This is a genomic window from Rhodanobacter sp. BL-MT-08, assembly GCF_054161255.1.
Genome location: NZ_CP167872.1, coordinates 3,300,669 through 3,317,993 on the forward strand (window position 1 = coordinate 3,300,669; position 17,325 = coordinate 3,317,993).

At 63.9% G+C, this 17,325-nt stretch carries 18 protein-coding genes; 7 read left to right on the forward strand and 11 right to left on the reverse strand.

Annotated features, from left to right (window positions below; all coding sequences use genetic code 11):
* Positions 1–5 precede the first annotated feature (5 nt).
* The 3 genes from prfA to ppk2 are packed head-to-tail and all read left to right on the forward strand — an operon-like array spanning position 6 to position 4,049.
* Positions 6–1,085, forward strand: coding sequence for a peptide chain release factor 1 (gene prfA / locus ACDK93_RS14790; RefSeq protein ID WP_458069602.1), 1,080 nt, complete (start codon positions 6–8; stop codon positions 1,083–1,085).
* A gap of 57 nt (positions 1,086–1,142) precedes the next feature.
* Positions 1,143–3,248 carry an O-linked N-acetylglucosamine transferase, SPINDLY family protein gene (locus ACDK93_RS14795; protein WP_458069603.1) on the forward strand — a complete coding sequence of 702 codons (2,106 nt, stop codon included), beginning with the start codon at positions 1,143–1,145 and terminating at the stop codon, positions 3,246–3,248.
* A gap of 15 nt (positions 3,249–3,263) precedes the next feature.
* Positions 3,264–4,049, forward strand: a complete 786-nt coding sequence (gene ppk2 / locus ACDK93_RS14800) for a polyphosphate kinase 2 (RefSeq protein ID WP_458069605.1) — start codon at positions 3,264–3,266, stop codon at positions 4,047–4,049.
* 7 nt (positions 4,050–4,056) lie between these two features.
* Here ppk2 and ACDK93_RS14805 read toward each other — a convergent pair whose 3' ends face one another.
* Genes ACDK93_RS14805 through ACDK93_RS14815 form a run of 3 tightly spaced genes read right to left on the reverse strand, consistent with a single transcriptional unit; the run spans position 4,057 to position 6,097 of the window.
* The gene (locus tag ACDK93_RS14805; protein ID WP_458069606.1) at positions 4,057–4,338 is read right to left on the reverse strand and encodes an acylphosphatase; all 282 of its coding nucleotides are present in this window, start codon (positions 4,336–4,338) and stop codon (positions 4,057–4,059) included.
* A complete protein-coding gene (locus tag ACDK93_RS14810) occupies positions 4,338–4,820 on the reverse strand; it encodes a TlpA family protein disulfide reductase (RefSeq protein WP_458069607.1) in 483 nt (160 codons plus the stop codon). Before ACDK93_RS14810 ends, ACDK93_RS14805 begins: the two co-directional genes overlap by 1 nt.
* Entirely contained in the window at positions 4,817–6,097 is a 1,281-nt protein-coding gene (locus tag ACDK93_RS14815; protein WP_458069608.1) for a YihY family inner membrane protein, read from the reverse strand. Before ACDK93_RS14815 ends, ACDK93_RS14810 begins: the two co-directional genes overlap by 4 nt.
* Positions 6,098–6,225: 128 nt before the next feature.
* On the opposite strand from ACDK93_RS14815, the gene wrbA reads away from it, so the two are divergent.
* Together wrbA and ACDK93_RS14825 are read left to right on the forward strand one after the other, a co-directional pair.
* Entirely contained in the window at positions 6,226–6,828 is a 603-nt protein-coding gene (gene wrbA / locus ACDK93_RS14820; RefSeq protein WP_458069609.1) for an NAD(P)H:quinone oxidoreductase, read from the forward strand.
* On the forward strand, positions 6,825–7,193 hold the full coding sequence (locus ACDK93_RS14825) for a DUF2069 domain-containing protein (protein WP_458069611.1): 369 nt from the start codon (positions 6,825–6,827) through the stop codon (positions 7,191–7,193). The genes wrbA and ACDK93_RS14825 overlap by 4 nt, the downstream gene beginning before the upstream one ends.
* Before the next feature lie 47 nt (positions 7,194–7,240).
* Here the strand turns inward: ACDK93_RS14825 and ACDK93_RS14830 are convergent, their stop codons facing one another.
* The 6 genes from ACDK93_RS14830 to ACDK93_RS14855 all read right to left on the reverse strand — a co-directional run bounded on the left by ACDK93_RS14830 (position 7,241) and on the right by ACDK93_RS14855 (position 11,934).
* Complete coding sequence (locus ACDK93_RS14830; protein ID WP_458069613.1) at positions 7,241–8,470, reverse strand: GAF domain-containing sensor histidine kinase; 1,230 nt, start codon at positions 8,468–8,470, stop codon at positions 7,241–7,243.
* 285 nt (positions 8,471–8,755) lie between these two features.
* Positions 8,756–9,736, reverse strand: a complete 981-nt coding sequence (locus tag ACDK93_RS14835; protein ID WP_458069615.1) for an NADPH:quinone oxidoreductase family protein — start codon at positions 9,734–9,736, stop codon at positions 8,756–8,758.
* A 38-nt stretch (positions 9,737–9,774) separates the two neighbouring features.
* On the reverse strand, positions 9,775–10,119 hold the full coding sequence (locus ACDK93_RS14840; RefSeq protein WP_458069617.1) for a hypothetical protein: 345 nt from the start codon (positions 10,117–10,119) through the stop codon (positions 9,775–9,777).
* Between the two features lie 98 nt (positions 10,120–10,217).
* Positions 10,218–10,511 (reverse strand): hypothetical protein, encoded by a 294-nt coding sequence (locus tag ACDK93_RS14845; RefSeq protein WP_458069619.1) that lies wholly within the window; start codon positions 10,509–10,511, stop codon positions 10,218–10,220.
* 131 nt (positions 10,512–10,642) lie between these two features.
* A complete protein-coding gene (locus ACDK93_RS14850) occupies positions 10,643–11,071 on the reverse strand; it encodes a DoxX family protein (RefSeq protein ID WP_458069621.1) in 429 nt (142 codons plus the stop codon).
* A 77-nt stretch (positions 11,072–11,148) separates the two neighbouring features.
* Positions 11,149–11,934, reverse strand: coding sequence for an acyl-CoA thioesterase (locus ACDK93_RS14855; RefSeq protein WP_458069623.1), 786 nt, complete (start codon positions 11,932–11,934; stop codon positions 11,149–11,151).
* Between the two features lie 102 nt (positions 11,935–12,036).
* Between ACDK93_RS14855 and ACDK93_RS14860 the strand changes: the two genes are divergently transcribed.
* Both ACDK93_RS14860 and ACDK93_RS14865 read left to right on the forward strand, forming a co-directional pair.
* Positions 12,037–13,695 (forward strand): acyl-CoA dehydrogenase family protein, encoded by a 1,659-nt coding sequence (locus ACDK93_RS14860; protein ID WP_458069624.1) that lies wholly within the window; start codon positions 12,037–12,039, stop codon positions 13,693–13,695.
* Positions 13,696–13,816: 121 nt separating this feature from the next.
* Positions 13,817–14,308, forward strand: coding sequence for an asparaginase domain-containing protein (locus ACDK93_RS14865; RefSeq protein WP_458069625.1), 492 nt, complete (start codon positions 13,817–13,819; stop codon positions 14,306–14,308).
* Between the two features lie 127 nt (positions 14,309–14,435).
* On the opposite strand, the gene ACDK93_RS14870 is transcribed toward ACDK93_RS14865, so the two are convergent.
* Positions 14,436–16,253: a M4 family metallopeptidase gene (locus ACDK93_RS14870; protein WP_458069626.1), complete on the reverse strand. Its 1,818-nt coding sequence runs from the start codon at positions 16,251–16,253 to the stop codon at positions 14,436–14,438.
* 463 nt (positions 16,254–16,716) lie between these two features.
* Complete coding sequence (gene sufT / locus ACDK93_RS14875) at positions 16,717–17,274, reverse strand: putative Fe-S cluster assembly protein SufT (protein WP_458069627.1); 558 nt, start codon at positions 17,272–17,274, stop codon at positions 16,717–16,719.
* Between the last annotated feature and the right edge of the window lie 51 nt (positions 17,275–17,325).

Below are 17,325 nucleotides of genomic sequence, written 5' to 3' on the forward strand. Positions count from 1 at the left end.
CTCCCATGACCCCATCGATTCGCCGCAAGCTCGAAGCACTGGCCGAGCGCCACGAGGAAATCGGCCTGCTGCTAAGCCAGCCCGACGTGCTCGCCGACAACACCCGTTTCCGCACGCTGTCGCAGGAATACGCCCAGCTCGAACCGGTCGCGATCTCGCTGCGCGAGCACGATCAGGCCGAGCGCGAGCTGGCCGACACGCGCGCCATGCTCGACGATCCCGAACTGCGCGACATGGCCAGCGAGGACATCGATCGGCTGCAGCAGCGGCTGCTGGATCTGGACAGCGAACTGCAGCTGCTGCTGTTGCCGAAAGATCCGCGCGACGAGGCGAACCTCTATCTCGAAGTGCGCGCCGGCGCCGGCGGCGACGAAGCGGCGATCTTCGCCGGCGATCTGCTGCGCATGTATCTGCGCTATGCCGAGAGCCGCCGCTGGCACGTGGAAATTCTCAGCGAGCACGCCGGCGAGCACGGCGGCTTCAAGGAGGTGGTCGCACGCGTCGAAGGCGCCGGCGCGTATTCCAAGCTGAAGTTCGAATCCGGCGCACACTGCGTCAAGCGCGTGCCGGTCACCGAGTCGCAGGGCCGCGTGCACACCTCCACCGCCACCGTCGCGGTGTTGCCGGAACTGGACGAGATCGATGACGTCGTCATCAACCCGGCCGATCTGAAAACCGACACCTTTCGCGCCTCCGGCGCCGGCGGCCAGCACGTCAACAAGACCGACTCGGCGATCCGCATCACCCACCTTCCCACCGGCACGATCGTCGAGTGCCAGGAAGAGCGCAGCCAGCACAAGAACCGCGCCCGCGCGATGAGCCTGCTGAAAGCGCGACTGCTCGACGCCGAACGCAGCAAACAGAGCGAAGCGCAGGCGCAGTCGCGCCGGCTGCAGGTCGGCACCGGCGACCGCAGCCAGCGCATCCGCACCTACCGCTACAAGGACAATCTGGTGACCGATCACCGGATCGGACTGAATCTTTATCGCCTCACCGAAATCATGCAGGGCGATCTGGCCGAACTTGTCGATACGCTGACCCGCGAGCATCAGGCCGATGAGCTGAAGTCGCTGAGCGGCGGCTGACGATGCGCTCATGCCACGGCGCTTGGCGCCCATCCGATCCTACGCTAGCGTGAACCCATGACCAATCTCTTCCAATCCGAACTCGACGGCTATCTGGCGCGCCTGACCACGCTGCTCGAAGGCCAGGCCTTCGCCGACGCCGTACCGGTCGCCGAAGAAGCGACAAAGCGCTTCCCCGACTCGGCCGAGCTGCTGCGCCTCTACGCCATCACCCTGCACCAGCTCGATCGTCGCGACGAAGCGCTGCGCCTTTTGTACAAGGCCGAGAAACTGAGCCCTGACAGCCTCGAAGTGCAGTGCAATCTGGCCAGTCTCGAAGTCGCCGATAGCCGCGCGGACGAAGCGATCGGGCGCATGCGCGCCGCGCTGCGCGTCACACCCGGCAACCCGCTGATTCTGCTGACGCTGGGCAACGCGCTGATGGCGGCGGCGCGCTTCGAACAGGCCCGCAACTCTTACGCCATGGCGACCCACGGCGCGCCAAGCCATCCGGGCATTCGTCTCAATGTGGCGGCTGCGGAACTGGCAATCGACCATCCCGCCCAGGCCGAAGTGCACGCGCGCGAGGCCCTGCAGATCGCGCCGAACATGGGCCCGGCGCACGCCATGCTGGCGCATACGCATCGGGCGCGCGGCCAGTTCACCGAAGCATTTCAGGCTTACCTGCGGGCCGAGGCATTGGAGCCGCGCAACGGCGAGCACCCCTACCACGCCGGCATGATGCTGGATGAATTGGGTAGGCTCGACGACGCCCAGGCCGCCTTCGCACGATCACTGCAGCTCAATGAAAACAACGGAGCGGCGCTGAGCCAGCGGATTTTCACCCTGCGCCAGCTGTGCCAGTGGAGCGAACTGGAAGCTCTTGCCGCGCGGTTGCGCGTCGCCGTGGCCGACGGCATGCCCGGCATCACGCCCTTCAGCTTTCTGGCCGAGGACGCCAGCGCACAAGAACAGCGCCACTGCGCCGAAACCTTTGCCGCGGCCATCGACGCCGAAATGGCGCCGCTGCGCCGGCAGCTGGCTTTCACCCACGCCATGCCGGCAGCAAATACACCCATACGGGTCGGTTTTGTCTCCAACGGCTTCGGCGAACACGCAACCGGCCTGCTGATGGTCGCGATGATCGAGGCGCTGGCCGAGAGCGAGCTGGAGCTGCACCTGTATGCCACCGCGCCGAGCGATGGCGGCACCATCCGCCAGCGGCTCGAAGCCGCCTGCCATGTCGACGACGTCAGCGGCCTGGGCCACGGCCCGCTGGCCGAGCGCATCCACGCCGACCGGATCGAGCTGCTGGTCGATCTCACCGTGTATTCCAGCGGCGCCAACGCCAAACTCTTCGCGCTGCGGCCGGCGCCGCTGCAGCTCAACTGGCTCGGTTATCCGGGCACCTCCGGCGCGGCCTGGATGGATTATCTGCTCGCCGACGCCGTCGTCGCGCCGCCATCGCTGCGCTCGACAATCAGCGAAAAGCTGGTGCTGCTGCCGCGCTGCTATCAGCCGAGCGACCCGACCCGAAAAATTCCGCCGGCGCCTTCGCGCGAAGCCTGTGGATTGCCGGCGCAGGGCACGGTGTTTGCGTGCTTCAACGCCAGCTACAAGATCAATCCGCCGTCGTTCAACCGCTTTCTCAGCATTCTCGATCAGACGCCGGGCAGCGTGCTGTGGCTGCTGAGCGGGCCGGAAAACGCCGATAAGCGCCTGCGCGAACACGCGGTCCAGGCGGGCATCGACGCTGATCGCCTGGTCTTTATGGCCAAGCTGCCGCATGCGGACTATCTGGCGCGTTATGCGCACGTCGATCTGTTTCTCGACACCCTGCCCTACAACGCGCATACCACCGCGTCCGACGCGCTGTGGGCCGGTTGCCCGCTGCTGACGCTGGCCGGCGACACGTTTGCCAGCCGCGTGGCAGCGAGCCTGCTGCAGCACGCCGGCCTGCCCGAGCTGGTGACCGACGAAGAGGACAGCTTCATCGCGCTGGCAGTGAGCCTGGGCAGCCATCACGAAGCCTTGCAGCTGCTGCGTCAGCATCTCGAACAGCAGCGCCAGCACGGCAAGCTGTTCGACATGGCCGGTTATGCCGCCGATTTCCGCCGCGCCGTGCAGGCGATGGTGGCGCGGCGCCGCATCGGCCGGCCGGCCGCCGACATCACCATCACCTAGCCGCTCGGAATTCCCATGGGCAAGAAAGCCAAGCACCACTACCGCAAGGCCATGAAAGAGCTGCAGCTGGAGCTGATACGCTTGCAGCACGGTCTCAAGCGCAGCGGCAAGCGACTGGTGGTGATCTTCGAGGGGCGCGACGCGGCCGGCAAAGGCGGCACGATCAAGGCCATTACCGAAAGCCTGGATACGCGCAGCTACCGCATTGCCGCCCTGTCCAAGCCCAGCGAACACGAGTCGACCCAGTGGTATTTCCAGCGCTACATCGAACACCTGCCGAGCGCGGGCGAGTTCGTGCTGTTCGATCGCAGCTGGTACAACCGCGCCGTGGTCGAGCCGGCCATGGGTTTTTGCAGCAAGGACGAATACAAGGCCTTTCTCGACGCCGTGCCGACCTTTGAAAAACTGCTCACCGACGACGGCATCATCCTATTGAAGTACTGGCTGGCGGTGGACCAGGAGGAGCAGGAGGAGCGCTTCAACCAGCGCGCCGAGAATCCGCTGAAACGCTGGAAGCTGTCGCCGGTGGATATGGCCGCGCGCCAGAAATACGTCGAGATGGGCAAGCTGCGTGACACCATGATCAAGCGCACCGACGCCAAACACGCGCCGTGGTTCGTGGTGGATTTCAACGACCAGAAGCGCGGCCGCGTAAACCTGATCCGTCATCTGCTGAAGCAGCTGCCATTCGACGACGAGCCGATCGCCGAAGTCGAACTCTCCGCGCTGAAAGGCGAGCCTGCGCATGAGAACGTCACCGACAAGGCCGTGTGGGTACCCGATACGTTTGGCGACAGCTAAGGCGAAGCTAGCGGATGTGGAAGTCCTGCCGTACGGTCTCACCGATCATGTCGTCAGCCAGATCCTCGCGACTCACTGACATGACTTTGGCCGCAGGCGGGCCCTGCTGGAGCCACTGCTCCAGCGCATCCAGCGCGGCGACGTCGCCGACAGCCAGCACTTCGACCTCGCCGCTGGAAAGATTTTTCGCGTGGCCAGCTAGGCCGAGATTCGACGCATGCTCGCGCGTGCTGGCCCGGTAGAACACGCCCTGCACCCGGCCGCTGACGATGAATCTCGCGGCTGGCATTACTTGCCGCCGATCGCCGCAGCGAGCATCGACGCCGTCACCGGCCCCACGAAAGGCTTGGCTACCTTGCCCTGCGGATCGATCAGCCAGGTCGTCGGCAAACCGCGTGGCTCGTCGAAATCCTTGACCGGCTTGTCCATCGTCACCTGCGCAATCGGGTACACCACCGGGTGCTTGGCCACAAAGGCCCTGATGTCCGCCGGCGCGCTGTCGTCGAACGCCAGGCCAATCGCGGCGACGTTCTTGTGAGTCGCCACGAATTTTGAAATATCGGGCATCTCCTTGATGCAGGGCACGCACCAGGTCGCCCAGTAATTGACGATGACCCACTTGCCGCGCTCGGCCGCCAGATCGAAGGTCTTGCCGTCGATCGTGGTGACTTTCAGCGTGGGTTTTTCCGGCATCGCGGCGTGCGCCGGAATAGCGACGAGCAGTCCAAGAGACATCGCGACAAAGGCGAGTTTGCGAGGCAGAGAAATCATGCGGGTAGTTCCTTGGTATCGGCCGCGCGGTTCGCGTCCGGGGGATAAACGGTGTTGAGACGGGTCGCCAGTGTGGCGGCCACTTCATCAGCCAATGTCGCCAGCAGTCCAAGCAGCGGCTGCGGCAGCGCGATGCCGAGCTCAGCCGCCTCTTCCACCGGATTCAATGGCAGACGATAGCGGGAATGTTCGTACGCGCGCAGCAGGTCGGTGCTGTCCAGGCTTCGGCTCAGCAGCCAGTGGCCCAGCTCACTCTGCGTGATCAGTTCGGCCTGCTCGAGCTCCAGAAAATAGTCGGCAATGATTCCGCGATGCAGATACGGCGCGTACTGCCGTATCTTGGCGTGGTCCAGCGTGTCGCCGCTGCGCTGTGCGTCGATAAACAGTCCCAATACCACCAGCAGGCCGAGAAACTCGGCACCGGCCGGCAGACGCTCTTTCGGCGCATGAAAATCGAACGCCGACACCGACGCCGCAATCGACGCGGACAGAATCACGATCACCCACGACAGATAAATCCACAGCAGAAAAATCGGAATCGCCGCCAGTGCCGCGCCGTAAATCTGCTGATACGTCTGCGCGTGCCGCACGAACAGGGTGAAGCCCCAGCGCACGATTTCGAAGAGTATCGCCCCTAGCGTGGCGCCGATCAGCGCGTCACGCCGGGACACATTGCAGTTGGGCACCACCGCATACAGCAGCCAGAGCGTAAAAAAAGTCACCACGAACGGCAGCACGCTGAACAAGCTACGGCCGATGCCGTCGATCTGCGTCGCTGCGCCCTGCAGCAGCGGTAGCGCTGTGACGTAAGAGGTTACCGCGATGCCGCCAACGACGAGTATCGGCCCCAACGTCAGCGCCGCCCAGTACAGCAGCAGTCGCGAGCCCCAGCCGCGCGCCTTGTGCACACGCCAGATCTGGTTGAGCCGGTCCTCGATGCTGATCATCATCGACAGCGCACTGAACAGCATCACCAGGATGCTGATACCGGTGAGCTTGCTCGCGTTATCGGCAAAACTCTGGATCGCTTTCTGCACCGTCTCGCCGGCCGCCGGCACAAAGTTGTTGAACACGAAATCGACCAGCGTGGTGCGCGCGCCCTGAAATACCGGGAACGCCGAAAACATCGCAAACACCGCCACCGTCAGCGGCACCAGCGAAACCAGCGTGGTGTAAGACAACGCACCGGCCGTCTCGAAGCACTTGTCGTCGACAAAGCGCTGCCACAAGAAGCGGCTGAACTGCATCACGCGATTGCGGTTGAAACGCAAGACCATCGGTTTTCTCAAAGGAGTTCGCGTCGCAGCGGCCGACGCTCTGGATATCGATAGGTACACTAGCGTATCGCCTGTGAAAGCCTCAACGCATTCGCCTGGCATGCAAGTCACCACACGGATCCCACCGCATGAGCCACGACATTCTCGTTCTGTACTACAGCCGCACCGGCAGCACCGCGCAGCTGGCCCGACTGGTGGCGCGCGGCATCGAAGAAGTGCCCGGCATGCGCGCGCGGCTGCGCCAGGTACCGCCGGTGGCACCGGTCACGGAAACCGCGCAGCCTCCCGAGCCGGACGAAGGAGCACCCTACGTGCAGAAGCACGATCTGCTCGAATGCATCGGCCTGGCAATGGGCAGCCCCACCCGCTTCGGCAATATGGCCGCACCGCTGAAATACTTCCTCGACAGCACCGGCGCCGAGTGGGCCAACGGCACCCTGGTCGGCAAGCCGGCCGCGCTGTTCACCTCCACCAGCACGATGCACGGCGGCCAGGAATCCACCCTGCTGACGATGGCGCTGCCGCTGCTCCACCACGGCATGCTGCTGCTCGGCCTGCCCTATACGGAAGCCGCGCTTAGCGCCACGCAAACCGGCGGCACGCCCTACGGCGCCAGCCACGTCGCCGGCGGCAAGGGCGACAACCCGATCAGCGAACACGAACGCGACCTGGCCCGCGCGCTGGGCCGCCGCCTGGCCGACACCGCGCGCCGACTGGCGGCCGGCGCGTGACGACACCCGTCACTTCCGAGCAGCGCTGGGGCCTCTGCGCCTGGGCCGGCCTGCTTGCGCTGCAGCTGATCTGGCACGCGTGGCTGGTGCCGCCGCAGACGGTGCCCGTGTGGCTGGTGCTTGCCATCACCGTCGTACCACTGATGCTGCCGCTGCTGGCTATCCGCAGAATTCGCCGCGCGCTGCTGTGGGTCGGCATACTCAGCCTGTTCTATTTTTGCCACGGCGTCGCCGAGTCGTGGAGCTCGCCCGGCGAGCGCTGGCTCGCGCTGGTGGAAGTGCTGCTGACGCTGCTGCTGATCGGCACCTTGGGTGCAGGCGTACGGCGCAGCCCGAAGCCAGCCGCAAAGCCGCCCCTGGCCTGATCTGAACTTAAGACATTGCAGCACCCACGAGCGTGGACCAATAAAGCTCAGGCGCCCGTACTTTCGACGATACCCTGATGCAGGCTGCTGGCGTGGCCATCGAGCGACATGCGGAACACGAAGCGGGTGACCGCGTTGTTCGATATCGCCTGCAGCGTCCCGCCGTGCGCCTTGGCGATCTCGGCGGCAATGTACAGACCAAGCCCGAGTCCGGGTTTCGGCGAGGCAAACGTGCCCCGCGTAAACGGCTGAAACAGGCGCTCGATCGCGTCCTCGGCGATAGGCTTGCCCGCATTTTCCACGGCGAGCTCGAAATGCGATGCATTGCTGAGAATGAAAACCTGCACCGGCGACGCGGGCGATCCGTGCGTGATCGCGTTGGAAAGCAGATTGCCGAGCAGCTGGCCGATGCGCCGCTGATCGCAGGCAAACGTTTGCTGCAGCGACGTGGTGACGATGATTTCGCGATCAGGGTGCGCACGCTGTATTTCCGATACGACGTGCTCCAGATCGCCGGCAAGGTCGGGCGACCGCTCCATCGATGCGGCAATACCTTCGCCAAGCTTGCCGAGCGCAAAATCCATGATGTTGCTGATCAGCTCGCTCATGCGCTGGCAGCTGCGCTGAATGTGTCTGGCGATGCGCCGCTCGCGCCCGTCAGGCAGATCGCGTTCGAGCATGTCTGCGCCCATGGTGATCGACTGCACGGGGTTGCGCAGGTCGTGTCCCAGCACGGCGACAAACTGGTCGCGCAGCCGCGCCGTAGATTGCTCGTCGAGCAGGGCCAACTCCGCCGTGTCGCTGCGTCGCTCGGCCTCGTATTGGGCTGCAATCAGCTGGGCGAACAGCTCCAGCGTCTTCAGCAGCTCGGGATCGTCCAGTTTTGCCGGCGCCGGATCGATCGCACACAGCGTGCCGAAAAAACTTTCGTCCGACAGGAAAATGGGAATCGAAATATAGCTTTCGAAGCAGTACAACTTCGGCGTGGGGTGATTGGCAAACACCTCATGCTCGCTGGCATGCCCGAAAATCACCGGCTGATGGTGCTCGCGAATCTCGTTGCAGATGGTCGAGTCGAGCACCAGCTCACCGCCGGGCTTCAGTCCAAACTCGATCCGATCGTAGACCGCGCAGGCGGTCCAGTGAGTGTCAGTCACTCTGGCGACCGCGGTGAAACGCATGCCGGTGGTGCGCGCCACCACTTCCAATATCGTGGGCACGGCATTGGATCGGGAAATCAGCGCGATATCGCGCTCGATGGAGGATTGGGTGGACATCACTTGCCGAGGATCGTATGACGAGGTAACGCAGTCAGAGGCAGGCCAACAGCCCCCTACAAGCGGAATCAAACGCCAAGGGGAAGCCGACTCTTACTGGGATGGTTGACGCGGCGGTGCGTCAATATGCCCGGAAAACCCCGCATCGCCTAGATTTATCGCGCCCGCGATCGGCGCGCTCGATTCACGGGCCATGGGGAATCCTGTCCTGGCGCCGCACAGAGCTATGGAAAACACAGGAAAAAACAGGAGCAACCACCTCGATCAGCCAAGCTCTACCCGGCTCTAGCTGTCGGCGAGCACCACCAGTTTTCCGCGCGCTTCGCGCCGGGCCATGCGCTGCAGTGCGTCGACGGCGCCCGACAGCGGCAGCTGCTCGGTGACCGGCGGCGCAATCTTTCCGCCGCGGAACCACTCCAGCAGCTGCAGCATATGCTCCTGCTGCAGCTTCGGGTTGCGCTTGGCCCAGTCGCCCCAGTAGACGCCGAGAATCTGACGCTCCTTCAGCAACGCCAGATTCAACGGCAGCCGCGGAATGTCGCCCGTCGCAAAGCCGACCACCAGCAGGCGACCGCCCCAGGCCGTCGCGCGCAACGCCGCCTCACTGTAGGCCCCGCCCACCGCGTCGTACACCACATCGACGCCGCGCTTTTCGGTGAGGGCGTCGACGCTCTCGCGCAGGTCATCGCGCGCGTAGTCGATGGTCTCGTCGGCGCCGTGCTCACGGCACAGCGCCAGCTTCTCGTCGCTGGAGGCGGCCGCAATCACCCGCGCGCCCATCAGCTTGCCGATTTCGATCGCGGCGATACCCACGCCGCCGGACGCGCCGAGCACCAGCAGCGTCTCGCCCGCGGCCAGCTTCGCCACATCCTTCAGCGCGTGCAGCGACGTGCAGTAGGTCAGCAGCAGCGCCGAACCGGTGGCGAAGTCCATGTCCTCGGGCAAGGGAATCACGCCGCGCGCGTCGACAGCGCACTCTTCGGCCAGCGCCCCGTGCGGCACCAGCGCTATCACGCGATCACCGGCCTTCACATGGCTCACGCCCTCACCCACCGTTTTCACCACGCCGGCAAACTCGGCGCCGGGCGAAAACGGCAGCGTCGGCTTGACCTGATACAGGCCCTGCACGATCAGCGCATCGGGAAAGTTGAGCGCGGCCGCCTTGACCGTCACCACCACCTGACCAGGCCCGGCGGTCGGCGCTTCGACTTCCTCGACCCTGAGATTTTCAATCGGACCGAACGTTTTGCAGAGAAGAGCTTTCACGGGAAATCCTTTGGCAATGCGGCGGCCGATGACATCGCTTATTCGGCGTCGTTGAACTGGTCTTGCGACATCTCGGTATTGCAGCGGTTCTTCAGGAACGCGGCGTTGTCCGACTTGTCCTGCGCGATCATCGCCACACGCGCTTCTTTCAGCCTCTGGCCAAGATCGCTGCGCAGCTTGGTCTTGTCGAAGCGCTCGTCTTCGGCGTCTTTCGCGTGCTCGGTGTGTTTCTTGGCTTGATCGTAAAGCTGGAAGCGCTCGGATGCCGCGACGCACTGGGTTTCGCGCAGAATCGACGCGTCGTACGTCTCACTGCCCTGATGATCCTTGCCGCAGCCGGCCAGCACCAGGGCACCAGCCAGAACAATCCAACGTGCTTTCATGCGATGTCCTCTTCGTTCAAATGAGTGGTGATGGAGACAGCGTGGACGATTCGCTGCGGCGCTAGAGTCTAGCCGCGCACCATGCGGCGAGCTTTCGCTCAGCGAACTTCACCACGATAGCGTTTCAGCTGAGTCTCGTGCTCGGGCTCGGCAGGGCGAATCGCCTGCACGCCGCGCTCCTCGCGCCAGACCGAAAACTGCATATGACAGGCCGCACATCCACACTCCCCGCCGCAACGCGACTTGCAGGCCGGGGTGCAGGTACATGGCTTGTCCAGATCGGGAGACAGCTCTGTGGAAGGCAACTCGGGAAAATAGCCCTCCGTGCGCGGATAGCGCCGCACACCTTCGGCGGTGGGTAGCGTTAACGGCTCTGTCATCATCTTGTCCATGCGTTCACTCAGCTGTCTGGCTCATCTTGCCAATGTGTCAGGCGGTTGAACAAGAGTTCGTGACGGCCTAAAGGGAGCACGGGGCAGATGCGGCAACCCGCCACGGAAAATCCCGATGCCGGTAGCGGAAGCTAACTGACGCTATCCGATTTCGGTCTCGCCGTGCTCCAGGCGATAAGCGCTAGCAGCGCGACCTGCACCGGCAGCCGCAGGATCAGCGCCCAGTACGGAACGCCGAACAGCTCCGGATGCTGCAGCATGTAGAAATGCGGCGGCGTCACCGCCAGCGTCAGAACGAAAAGACCGATACCCGCCGCGCGCCGCGTTCTGCCCCAGAGCAACCCTGCCGCACCGATCAGCTCGAAAATGCCGCTCACCAGCACAGCAGCATGCGGCCACGGAATATAGGGCGGCACGATGCGCATCTCGGTTTGCGTCAATGCGAAATGCGCGATGCCGCCGAGAAAAAACCACAGGAACACGAAAACGATACCGGCTACGCGCCAGCGGCTGAGTTCCGTAACAGCGGTAAATCGGGCCGTGGCAGAGGAAAGTGGCATGGGTGCTCAAAGCGGCTGGAGTTGTTCCACTGGCAGCCTACACCCGGACAAAACGCCGCTGACACAAGTGCAACTCATTACCCAAACACCACCATGCTCTGCCGACTGAGCGCCACCGGCTCACCACGAGGACCCCACAGCATCACACTCTGGTTGGTGTAGCCATCGCGCGCGGCGATCAGCTGGGCGTCGATGCGCCAGTTGTCCAGGCCGAGATCGTCATAGCGGTCGCGCAGCAGCTCGATCATCCACGTCAGCGAGCTGCCCGGCGTGGGCTGCTTGAACATGCCCAGGGCGATCGGCGGAATGAAATCGGCGAAGGCCAGCACGTGGGTTTCTTCCGGCGCTCCCTCATCACGCAGCGACACCTGCAGAACGCTTTCCCGACTGTGGCCGCCGGTAAACGGCAGATCGCCGCGCAGCCAGCGCGCGCGAAAGTGCTGCGTGAAGGCGGGCATCCGGCCTTCCACGTAGCGCAGTTCGCGCGGCACGTCACTCTCGACCGCCGGCTGTTCGGGCTGAAAGTCGAGCACCGAAGGCCGCGCGCTGCCGAATACGCCGACCAGTCGGCACAGCGTCTGCTCGCCGTCGCCGAAGCTGGCTTCGATCTGCGTGGCGCTGCGCCCCTTGCGCAAGATTCGCGCGTGAATGGCGACCGGACCGGGCGGCACCGGCGCGACAAACGTCGTCTGCAGGCTGCGCAATGGCATATCCGCACTCACCAGCTCGCGCATGGCACGCAGCGCCAGCGCCGCCTGCATGCCACCGAATGCGCTGCGCCCCTGCAGCCAGTCCTCGCCAATCGTCGCCTGCCAGCCGTCGCCGTGACGAATAACGGATTGCATCGCTTCAGAAAATCGCATGTCGTTCTCTGCCAGGGAAACCTGCGGCCGATGATGCCAGCACGGCAGCCCAACTGCTTGCGTGCTTATACTTTGGTACTTCGACAGTCGATGGAGAGCGTCATGGCCTTCCTGCAGGATGCACCGCAGCTGGCTCACCCGTATCGCACCGATCGATCGCTGCGCGCGCTGCTCGATCGCGTCGTGCCGACGGCACGCATGGCGGCGCTGGATGCCGACCTCGATGCGCTGGGTGATTACGCGCAGATGGCGTGGCAGCGGGTGGGCAGCAGCACGCGGCGCAAACCGGTGCTGACGCAGTGGGATGCATGGGGTCGTCGGGTCGACCGCATCGAATTGACTACCGCGTGGCTGGAAGGACCGCAGCTCACCACGCGCCACGGCGTGCTTGCATCAGGCCATGCCGACAATGAACACGCGCGGCTGGAGCAGTTCGCCCGCGCCTATCTCTATCACGTGGCCAGCGAGTTCTATACCTGCCCGCTGGCGATGACTGACGGCGCGGCGACTGCGCTCAAGGCCTCCGGCAACAAAGAGCTGATCGATCGCGCGTTGCCGCATTTTCTCAGCCGCGACGCGTCAAGCTTCTGGCTCAGCGGGCAGTGGATGACCGAGAACGCCGGCGGTTCCGACGTCGGCAACACTGAAACCATCGCGCGACAGGATGCCGATGGCCAATGGCGCTTGTACGGGCGCAAGTGGTTCAGTTCGGCTGTGGTGGGCGAAGCCGCGCTCGCGCTGGCGCGCCCGGAGGGTGCCGGCAGCGGCACCGGCGCACTGGCGCTTTTCTATGTCGAAACGATGGAGAGCGACGCGGCCACCAACGGTAACCAGCGCAAAGCCGGGCTCGTCATCGACCGGCTCAAGGACAAGCTCGGTACGCACGAACTGCCCACGGCAGAAATCCATCTGGAAGGATTGCCCGCCTGGCCGCTGGGCGAGCTGGCCAACGGCGTGCGGCAGATTGCACCGATGCTCAACGTCACACGCACCTGGAACGCCGTATGCGCTATCGCCAGCATGACGCGCGCGATCAGCCTGGCGCGCGATTACGCGCAGCGGCGGGAGTCGTTTGGACGTCTATTGATCGAGCAGCCGCTGCACGCGCAGACGCTGGCCGACATGCAGGCCGAGTTCGAAGGCGCCTTCGCTTTAACGTTCGAAGTCGCGCATCTGCTGGGCCGCGTCGAGCAGCGCGTCGCCGCGCCGCACGAAGCGCTGCTGCTGCGCCTGCTTACGCCGCTGACCAAGCTGTGGACCGGCAAGATGGCGGTCAAGATCTGCTCCGAGGCGCTGGAGTGCTTCGGTGGCGCGGGCTATATCGAGGACACCGGCCTGCCGCAGCTTTTGCGCGATGCGCAGGTGTACTCGATCTGGGAAGGCACCACCAACGTGCTGTCGCTGGACAGCCTGCGCGCGCTGGCCGGCGACAGTTTCAGCGCGCTGCGCACCGCCATCGAAGGCTGGCTGGACAGCTGCGAAGATGCCACTGCGATCCAGGCAATTCGCGCAGCGCTCGATGCGGCGGCGGGCTTCACTGATACCGAGCATACGAACCGCGACTTGCTGGAAGCCGGCGCGCGCGGATTGGCGACCACTCTGGCACGTTGCGCGGCAGCCGCTCTACTCGCGCGGCAGGCCACGTGGTCCAACGCGCGCGGCGACGCGCGACCGGCCGCCGCGTTACGCCGCTTTGTCGGGCACGGCCTGCTGCGGCTGAGCACGCAGGACGCTGACGACACGGCGCTGCTGTTGACTTAGTGCGCCACTGTGACCCTGCATGACGCAAGATCGCAGCCGTAAAAAATTCCTAGATCAAGCGTCGAAGGCACGGCGCGGGCGCAGCAGCTAAAATGTCGGAATTCCCACCCTGGCTATCCTCATGCAGCATCTGACCATCGTCACCACCGGCGGCACCATCGACAAGATCTATTTCGACGACAAGTCGGACTACAAGATTGGCGCACCGCAGATCGGCGAGATACTCGCGCAGCTCGGCGTGGCGTTTCAGTTCGAGGTGATTCCGATTCTGCGCAAGGACAGCCTGCACATGGGTGCGGACGATCGTGCCCTGGTGCGCTCGACCATCGAAGGCCAGGCCAACCGGCATGTGCTGGTGACGCACGGCACCGACACCATGGTGGAAACCGCCCGCGAGCTTGCGCAGATCGAAGGTAAGGTCATCGTGCTGACCGGCGCGCTGAATCCCGCGCGCTTTCAGGGCTCCGACGCGGTGTTCAATATCGGCTGCGCCGTGGCCGCCGTGCAGACTTTGCCCGACGGCGTGTATATCGCCATGAACGGCCGGGTGTGGGATCCGGCCAAGGTGCGCAAGAATCGTGATGCAAATCGCTTCGAGGAAGCGGCGGACTGAAGTTTTTCCTGTCGATCGTTCGACAGCGCGACGAACGCGGAAAACAAGAAAAGGGCCTGACGAAATCTCGTCAGGCCCTTTTCTATTCCACTTGGCGATCAATAGTGGGGCAGATAGCCCCTTCCAACTACCAACTGGCTTTCAGCGAAACCCCCGAGAACGCGGCGTACGCATTGAGCTTGATGTAGTACGTGCCGGATGACGCGGTAAAGGTGCAGCTTTCCGCATTGCCGGTCTTGTACGGGCGGCAGGTGTAGCTGCTGGTGGTTGGCGCAGAGCCGAGCTTGACGTAGAGGTCCGCATCACCCGTACCGCCGGAGGTGGCGATGGTCAGTGTGCCCGAACCCGCCGGCACGGTCACCGTGTAGTTCAACGAAGTCCCTTTGGCGGCGCTCAATCCCGTCACCGCCACGCCGTTTTGCAGGCCACCTGTGCTGTCACCGCCGCCCGTGCCCGGGCAGGTCACGCCGACGCCGTTGAAGGCCGCGATCACGTCGTTCTTGTTGTAACCCAGATCGGTCGCCGCCGACTCCACGCCGCAGGCGCCGGAGTTGAATGTTGACGTGGCCGTCCAGTACACCTTGTTGGCCAGCGCATAAACCTGGAAGGCCTTTTTGGTATCCCAGCCGGAGGTCTTGGCCAGCAGGCAGAACGACTTGTTGTAGACGCCGCTGGAGTAATGCACGTCGAGGCTCGACGTGTAGTTGGCGGCGTTGTCGATCGAGCCACCGTCCTGCGGCGGGTTGCACATATAGCGCAGCGCCGTGCCGTTCTTGATGATGTCCGCACCCACCAGAAAGTCGTTGCTGCCGCGGTCGAAATACTCCGACGCCTCACCGGCCATATCCGAATAGGCCTCGTTCATGCCGCCGGACTGCCCCGTGTACTGCAATGCCGAATGCTGCTCGGTATAACCGTGGCTGATCTCGTGACCGGTCACATCCAGCGACACCAGCGGATAGAACGTGGTGGCGCCGTCGCCGAAGCTCATCACCGAACCGTCCCAGAACGCGTTCTCGTAATTCTTGCCGTAATGCACCTTCATCACCAGCGAAAAGCTCAGCGGATTGCCGCCGGTGTAGCCCTGATACATGTCGTGCACGACGCTGCCAAAGTGGTGCGCGTCGTTGGCCGGCGAGTACGCGCCGTTGATCGCATCGGTGTTGCTGGTCGGGCAGATAAAGCTGACAAGGGTGCCAGCGCCGGACGTGGCGTTCTTGAGGTTGTAGGTGGCCACGTCGGTATTTTTCAGCGTGCAGGTCGTGCCCGACTGGGTGACGTTGAGCGCGGCGAAATCCGTGCCGTAAGCGTATTTGCCGGTCTTGCTGTTGCCGCCCGGGCCGTTGGCGCTGGCATCGGTGAGGCCGTCCCAGCTCTGGATCACCTCACCGGTATCCGCATCGATGATGGCGGTAGGACGGCTCGGCTTTTGCGGGTCATTCACAAAGTACGACACGCTATACACCAGCCGCGTCGGGCCGTTCTCCTGCGGATACACGAATAGATCGGTCTTCGGGTTCTGCATGGTGGTGCCCGCCACCAGCACGGTGTGCGCGTGCCCTTTGAGGATGTCGATGGCAGCCGCGGGCGTCAGTTTGGGGACGACCGAAATCAAGTCGGCCGCGGTGCTTTGCATCAGCTCGCCGGTGGCGCGCAGCGCATTCCCGCTGGCATCCTGCACCACGGCAATGCTGCGGCCATACACCGGCACGCCGCGATAAAGCTGCTGCTGGCGCACGACCTGAGCGCCATTGGCCAGCGGCACGGCGTTGCGCGCTACCAGGCTCATGTCCTGACCGAGATTCAAACGCGCGGCCAGCGTGCTGACCGGCTGCGCAGCGAGGTTTTGCGCACGCAGGGTTTGTGTGGTGGCCGCGGTGGCGGTTGACGCGGCAACCATGCCGATCGTTGCAAGCATCAGCTTTGAGCGAAAAGTGTTGAGCATTAGGTGAGAACTCCACGATGTGTGGGGACAAAACCGCCCGATGCGGCCGTGTGGACCCCATTCCAGTTCGCCGTGCTGGCGGCACGGCCTCGCACTCGTTGACTGCCCGGCGCTCCCGGAGCAGGTTCTGCTCGCGTCCCATCCCCCGCGTGCTTGTGGCGGGGCTCGATTGCTGACGCGGCGCTGGCTAGGGGCGGATATGGACAGGTGTTCGTCGATCCATCCGCTGTCAGCCAGACAATTTGACGTTATTACTTGCGCCTTCGCCAGGCAATACGAATATTTCTTACGATTGTCGACCAGCTCACGGAACGCTCGTGCCGGCCGCAATTCAGGCCCGTCGACGCTCGCACAAGCAAACGGCCCGCCGGAGGAGGGGGCGAGCCGTGGAGGCTTTCGTTATATTTTGCGAATCAGAGAACACCGACCGTGCATCGAACCACGACGTTTCGCGACTACCCGCTCAGAGCATGCCGGTTTCGAGCTTGGCCGCGTCGGACATCATCGAATGCGTCCAGGGTGGATCGAACACCAGATCCACGTCCGCTTCGACGATGGTGGGGATCATCTCCAGCTTGGTTCGCGCGTCGTCCACCAGAATGTCGCCCATGCCGCAGCCCGGCGCGGTGAGCGTTAGCTTGACATAGACCTTGCGCGCGCCGGATTCGGTCTGTTCCAGGCTGAGGTCGTAGACCAGGCCGAGCTCCACCACGTTGACCGGAATCTCCGGATCGAACACGGTGCGCAGCTGATCCCACGCGACCTTCTCTACGTCGGCGTCGGAAGCGTTGGCCGCCAGCTCGATGGCCGGCGGCAGCTCCTTGCCCAGCGCGTCGGCCTCCTTGCCGGCAATGCGGAAAAGATTGCCTTCCACGTAGACGGTAAAGCTCCCGCCCAGCGCCTGCGTGATGTAGCCGATCTGACCGGCCGGCAACACCACCACTTCGCCCTGCGGCACCATCACCGCGCTGCAGTCGCGCTGCAGGGTGAAAGGCTCGCTGCTCAAACTGAAACCGCTCATGCCACCTGCCAATGCGCTGTCTGCGAAAAATGTCGGCGGACCGGCGAAACG